At 76.8% G+C, this 585-nt stretch carries 1 protein-coding gene and 1 pseudogene; both read left to right on the top strand.

What is annotated here, in order from left to right; translation table 11 throughout:
* Window positions 1-323 (top strand): iron chelate uptake ABC transporter family permease subunit (locus KUM32_RS41210; RefSeq protein ID WP_217146768.1); only part of this gene is annotated, 323 nt, incomplete at its 5' end.
* Window positions 320-585, top strand: a pseudogene (locus KUM32_RS44555) (hypothetical protein); the annotation flags it as partial. The gene KUM32_RS41210 and the pseudogene KUM32_RS44555, both read left to right, overlap by 4 nt.

Genomic DNA, 585 nt, shown 5'->3' with positions numbered 1-585 from the left:
CGGCGGGGGCGCACGGGCGCCCGGCGATCCCGGTCATGCTGCTGGCCGCCGTCCTGCTCACCGCCGCCGCGACGGCCGCGGCGGGCCCGGTCGCCTTCGTCGCGCTGACCTCGCCGCAACTGGCCCGCCGGCTGACCCGGTCGCCGGGCCCGAACCTGCTGCCCGCCGCCTGCATGGGGGCGGCCCTGCTGGTCACGGCCGACTGGGGCACGCAGCGCGCGTTTGGCGCCGACCAGCTCCCGGTCGGCGTGCTCACCGGGATGCTCGGCGGCACGTACCTGCTGTGGCTGCTGGTGGCGGAGCGCCGGGCGGGCCGGGTATGAGGGGCGGCGGGGGCGCACGGGCGCCCGGCGATCCCGGCGGCCCCGGCCGCGCCGCGAGCACTGGCACCGACGACGACAAGGACACCGAGACCACCGTGGCTTCCTCTTCCACATCCCCTGTGGCACCCGACGCGCGACAGCGGCTCACCGGGCAGGACCTCACCCTCGCCTACGACCGGCGCACCGTGGCCGAGCACCTGTCCGTGTCGATACCCGACCACTCCTTCACGGTCGTGGTCGGGCCGAACGCCTGCGGCAAGTC

Source organism: Streptomyces sp. AC627_RSS907 (assembly GCF_019049165.1).
This window is presented reverse-complemented; position numbering and strand designations above follow the sequence as displayed.